The sequence below is a fragment of the Labilibaculum manganireducens genome (genome assembly GCF_002843385.1).
Classification (GTDB): domain Bacteria; phylum Bacteroidota; class Bacteroidia; order Bacteroidales; family Marinifilaceae; genus Labilibaculum; species Labilibaculum manganireducens.
In genome coordinates this window covers 44,672-50,671 of record NZ_MVDE01000036.1, presented here as the reverse complement: position 1 = coordinate 50,671, position 6,000 = coordinate 44,672, and the positions used below count along the sequence as shown (strand labels likewise).

Annotated in this window: 3 protein-coding genes; all 3 read right to left on the bottom strand. The window is 32.8% G+C overall.

Translation table 11 applies throughout. The annotated features are described in order from the left end of the window. Positions 1 to 579 precede the first annotated feature (579 nt). Positions 580 to 1,392, bottom strand: a complete 813-nt coding sequence (locus tag BZG01_RS17740) for a DUF4249 family protein (RefSeq protein WP_101311185.1) — start codon at positions 1,390 to 1,392, stop codon at positions 580 to 582. Further along, complete coding sequence (locus BZG01_RS17735; RefSeq protein WP_101311184.1) at positions 1,382 to 3,664, bottom strand: TonB-dependent receptor; 2,283 nt, start codon at positions 3,662 to 3,664, stop codon at positions 1,382 to 1,384. Before BZG01_RS17735 ends, BZG01_RS17740 begins: the two co-directional genes overlap by 11 nt. Positions 3,665 to 3,802: 138 nt before the next feature. After that, entirely contained in the window at positions 3,803 to 5,743 is a 1,941-nt protein-coding gene (locus tag BZG01_RS17730; protein ID WP_101311183.1) for a hypothetical protein, read from the bottom strand. Positions 5,744 to 6,000: the final 257 nt, after the last annotated feature.

Below are 6,000 nucleotides of genomic sequence, written 5' to 3'. Positions count from 1 at the left end.
CTAAAATTTCATTCTCTGTAAGACAGTCGTTTCTGTCTCTGAAAGCGAGTGCAAAGATAAAGAATTTAATTCCTAATCTGCAAATCTTTTTTCAACTTTTTTTTCAGGGTAATTTCGCTGTAATCCCCAAGTTTCCTGGTGACTCACAAGCTCGTTAGCTCCGAAAGCGGGTGCAAAGATAAATCATTTATTTTAATAAATCCTAATCCCTAAGTGAAAAAATTTCAAAAAAAATAAAGCCCGTTCCTGTGATAAAAAAATTACTCCCCAAATCACTCTAAACACCGGACACTTTCCCTTGAAAGCGGTGCAAAGATAAATGATTATTTTTCCTAATTCCTAATGCATTTGGAAAGTATTTCTAAACATTATCTTAACTCATTGATAACCTGATTGAATAATTTTTGATGAAAAGTAAATGAGTGAATGATTCCTGATGGTGTTCCAAATTACAAGCATTTTATAACCCGATAAAATAAAACTACTTTAATCTTTGAAATAAAGATATGACTGGTATTTGTAATACCACGTGAAGTATTGTTAATGAAAATCGAAATCAGAAATATGCGAACTACTAAACTATTTAATCTGTAAAGAATCTACAGTAAAGTACGTAAATACCCCTTTTGCGCCACTTACATTTGACTTAATCTCCTCTGGAACAGAAAATGGATCCATATTAGCGGCTAAGGCATTTTTCGCTGACATTTGAAAATGATAGTTATCCATAGTAATATGAAATAACTTTACTTTTATTGATTCCCATTTATAAAAACTCGCTTTAACCGAATAAGTAATTTCATTCTCATTTGTTTTACTTGCATTTATATAGTCTCTTACTTTTGTATATTCACCATCCAGATATCCTTCCACTAACAAAGAATAATACCGTTGAGTTGAATCAGTATCTGCTGTGAAAAGAACACTTAGATTTTTATCTTTAAGCTGTATTTCACTAATTTTAACAGGAGATACAATATTCGTTTGAGCTGTAATTTTAATGCCAGATTCTGTAACAACATCCAGATAGTAAGTTCCGCTCTCATTATTCGGTACAATTGATGGAGTACCGTAATTGAATACATACCCCGTTTCTTTCTCTATATTCAAAATATTAAAAAGGGAAATAGTGTCATGATAGGATCTAATAGTGATATCTGCATTCCAATTGAGCTGAAGAATTAGATCTTCACTAAGCTTATTCGTTTCCATAAATGTCAACTCATAATTTTCCTCCGGACATAAATAACATTCAAGCATCATTTGGCTTTCTACATCCGGGAATTCAATATCTACATCATCTTTGAGCATGCATGATAGCAGCGTTTGGGTGATCACAATCAATACTGTCCATATAAAAGCACTACGCATTTGTCTTCGATTAAAATTCATAGCTGTAATTAAAACTGGGTAAAAATGGAATCATTGATTTTTGTTTAGGTATTATTCGGGTTGAATTTATTTCTGATTTCTCTGTATCAAAATAAACGAAATATGGATTTGCCTTGTTGTAAACATTATACACACCTATACTTATTGCAGACCGCCCCTTTGAATGCTCCTTTGAATAATTTAAGGACAAATCAAGACGATGAGTTGAAGGCATTTGAACATTATTTCTCTTCCCATACAAAGGAACCAAATTTTGTTTTGCAATGTCATTTCCAAATCCTTGAACCAACATTAATCCTTGGGGATAAGTGATATATTGAGCTGAAGCAAAAAACCAAGATGCACAAAAAGACAAATTTGCTTTTATCTTGTATTGAAACGATGCATTAACATTATGGGTAATATCAAATGAAGGATGATATTTCTGTCCATTATTAATACCATCTGTTTTTCGCCATGTGTCTGCCAAAGTATAGTTAATATCACTCGCTATATTACCTAAGGATAAATTGAAATTAGCCTCTATTCCTTTGGCCTCACCTTTTCCTATAAGTATTTGCTCACTTACACTTTCGAATACTATATCTGCTCCTTCCTTATAATCGAACTGATGATTCATTTTTCGGTAAAACAAAGAAATACCGCCCTGTAAAATTTTATTGAACTTCTTTTTAGCTCCTATAGTCACCTGATCAGAGCTCTCTTCCGGAAAATCGCTGCCAGATGGGTACCAAATATCGTTAGGCAAATTCATGCCATATGCTGTAATCAAATGATCAAACTGATAAGTCCGGGCATATGTAAGGTTGATTCGTAAATCATTTTTTGCATAAGCCAAAACTAATCGGGGAGCAGGTTTCAAAAACCATTTGTCTTGAAAGAAACTATTTAGCCTTAATCCCAAATCAAACCTGACTGTGGAAGACAAATTTATTTCCGATTGAATATACGCTCCTGTATATATTGATTGAAGCTTTTCACTTTGTTCTTCAAGCAGTAATTGGTTCTCTAGTTTCCTGTTGTTATGCCTATACCAGGTTCGATCAAAAAATAATCCACTTGAAATATTTAATACTTTAGAAAACTCCCTTTCCCAATTAAAAGAATTGTTCCAACGATAAATATCACTACGCATTAACAAATGACTATTAAAATCTCTATCCAAATCAAACGAATAAGAGCTAACTCCTGAATTAAAACTAAAATAATTTTTGCCTGAAGGATAGTATTTTAAGTGAAGTGCCAAAAATTTATTGCTCCAACCAGTGTTTAGTTTTTTACTGCTCTCTTTTATCAAATCCAATTTATCGGAGCTATTAAAACCAATAAATTCAATAAAACTTTTGCGGCCTAAACTCGAATGAAGTTTAAACTGAATATCATTATAACTATATTCCGGAAGAGGAGTAAAATCAATTTTCCCTTCATGAATTCTATTATAGGTTTTTGTGAAAAGGTCGAAATAAGACTTGCGAGCACCAATTATTATCGATGATTTATTTTTTTTTAGAGGTCCTTCTATCATTAACCTGGAAGACAGTAATCCAATTCCTATTTTGCCTTTATATTGATCGGTGTTACCAATTCTATTGTATATCTGGATAAATGAAGATAAACTACCTCCCAAATTTGGATGATAACCACTTTTGCTCATTTCAACCCCTTCTATTAAATCAGCATTGAATGTACTCATAAAGCCCAATAGATGATTCGGATTAAATATGGTTTGCCCGTCTAGCAAAAAACTATTGTGTCCACCAGATCCACCTCTTACATTTATTGCCGAACTCAATTCACTGGTTCTAAAGACTCCTGGCTGAACTTCTAATGCTTTCAAAACATCTACTTCGCCAAGTTGGATTGGTAAAGCTTCAATTTCCTTTATTCCCAATATTACATTATCAACCGGTCTTTTACTTTTTCTTTGCGCCATAGCTGATACGCTAATGTTGTCCAATTTAATTACCAAAGGAGCAAGCTCAATAATTAAATTTTCCGTATTCGCACTAATCCATAAAGTATCTGCACGATACGATACATGACGAATTGCAAATAACACCGAATCCGTTTGAACATTTTCGATTAAAAATACTCCATTCGTTTTGGTTACAGCATTTTTATTTACCGATAAACCACTTAAACTTACCCGTTCGATTGGCAAACCACTTGATTGATCCACAACAATCCCTTTAATTGACATTTGAGCAAACGAAGGTTGTATAAGTACAAGCAAAACTGAAATCAATAAATTCAGTCGTAAAAATTGAGACATGTGGCAGAAGATAAAATGGCTGCTTCAATTTATTACTGAAGCAGCCACCGAAGATATTAATAATTTAATTTTTCTTTTAAACTCAAATATTGATTCGCCACAGTGTTTGCGGCGAATCAATATCTATTTTAATAAAAGTTAATCTTCAATTTTGATGTATTCAATTTTTAATTGACCAATGAATGATGAATCATCATCTCCCGATCCAATAAATTCCATTATTTGAGGATAACCCCCATCATTGAAATTCTTGTACTCTATAGCACCTGCATTTATAGAATTTGAAAAAGTCCCGCTTTTCAAGGAATTGTTAAAATTAAATCCATACAATTCTGGGAATAAACCAGCAATCGTATTTCCAAAGAAATTTTTCATGGTATAATTGTATTCCAATTTAGCGTAAGAATACAAGCCAGCTTCAGCGACTACAACATCCTGATACTCTCTGATTCCAGTTTCTGGATTAACTATTCCGTAACGACCAACCTGTTCACTATAGTATTTGAATATCTCAATAGGATTACCCTCCTGATCGTACTCAATTTTAGAAATTACTTTCTCATTTCCTTCCGCATCGTGTTCGATGGCTTGAGTTAATAAATTCTGTGAGTTGTATTGATAGGTTGAATACTTAGCTTCTTTCACCCAACTATCACCATCTTTATTAAAACGTTCTGTTTTGGCTAAATTATCCCCATTATAAGAATTTCGAATGTATGAGGTTGCTTCTACACCTTCTTCTTGGCTTTCATAGATTTTTTCAACTTTATTACTTGAATCATAAACAAAATCAGAATAGGTTTCACTCATTAATTCTCCAATATTAAATTCTCCTTTAATAGTTCTAGTACTTACCAAATGATAATATTCCCGATAATCACTACTTCCATTAACATTGAAATAGTCAGTGCCTTGATTATATATTTTAAATTCATTATCAGAAATTTTCACCGATTTTTCCCAATAGTCCTGACTATTTTCATATACATAACACTCATCAAAAACATCGTAATAATAATAGTAATCATCAGTACTTGTTTCTTCATTATAAACCTTTACACTAGATTGATAATAATAAACTCTATATGTACCATCATAATTTTCTGATATCTCGTTATACAATCGATCATCTTTAACTGCAATATATCTATAGTATTTAAATTTACCATTAGTTTTATTACGGAAGCTATAATAGTATATTCTTCCATACTCCTCACTCAAAAACCATTCTCCTTTATCTTCATCGAACTCAACATACTTGGTTATTGTATTTATATACTCTTCATCACTATATTTTGTAGTTTTTTCTGTTGCAAAACGTCTGGTAAGCACTTTACCTGGCTTCCCATCTGCATACTCTTTTTCAACTTCGAACCTTTTAAAGGTTTGATACCCATTAGCCGAATAAGAAGTCAATTTAGTAATTTGGTGATCATCGTTATATTCAAACTCAGCGTATGGAATATCTCCCATGGTAATGCTTTTCACCAAATACTTTCCATTTAAATCTTCCATGATGTATGCTGCCAAGCTTCCATCTTTGTTGTCGATAACAAATTTTGATTCAGTTCCATTTGTTAAGGTGATGGTCATTACTCCTGTTGACTGATCGAAACTTATTGATTGAATTCCTACACCAGCAACACCAGAAGCTCCCGTAGCAGCAACATTTGTGTCGGTATCGCCTATCCACCAATTTCCATTCTCGCCAATAATTGGAGAACTTCCATCTGTACCGTCAGATCCATCAGTGCCATCGGCACCATTTTGTCCTTGTGCAAGAACTCCAGTGTCAGTAGTACCAATCCACCAATTTCCATTCTCTCCAATTTTTGGCGTAGTACCATCTTCACCTCTTAATACATCTGGTATGGAAGTTGTCAACTTTAACCCATTAGTATAGGTTAATATCATTTCAGATGCTGTAAATTCTACATTGGTAATTTTAGAGCTGGCAGCAAGCGCATCTTTCAACTCTTGATTTTCTTTTTTTAAATCATCTAAATTCTTATCACTTCCATTATCGCAAGCTGCAAAAACAAAGGAAAGAAATAAGAATGCAAAAATTAATTTTCTCATAATCGATTAAATGTTAAGTATTTACAAATAATATTATTTAAATATGTTTATTTGAATCATCTATTTTGCACTGTAATAGTGAAACAAGCACAAATCACATGTTATTTTGTTAATAAGCAAATATATGCTTATGAGAAACAAATTACAACTGTCAAATGTGCCAAGTTGAGCAAATTGTATATTATTGCGTTAAGGATTGAAGTGGATACCCCACAGCGCTGTATAAAATCATTTGAGAAATTGGAAGAGGCAAGTTG

Coding starts and splice junctions, on each gene's coding strand:
- BZG01_RS17740 (WP_101311185.1), bottom strand. CDS start 1,392: ATGAATTTTAATCGAAGACAAATGCGTAGTGCTTTTATATGGACAGTA.
- BZG01_RS17735 (WP_101311184.1), bottom strand. CDS start 3,664: ATGTCTCAATTTTTACGACTGAATTTATTGATTTCAGTTTTGCTTGTA.
- BZG01_RS17730 (WP_101311183.1), bottom strand. CDS start 5,743: ATGAGAAAATTAATTTTTGCATTCTTATTTCTTTCCTTTGTTTTTGCA.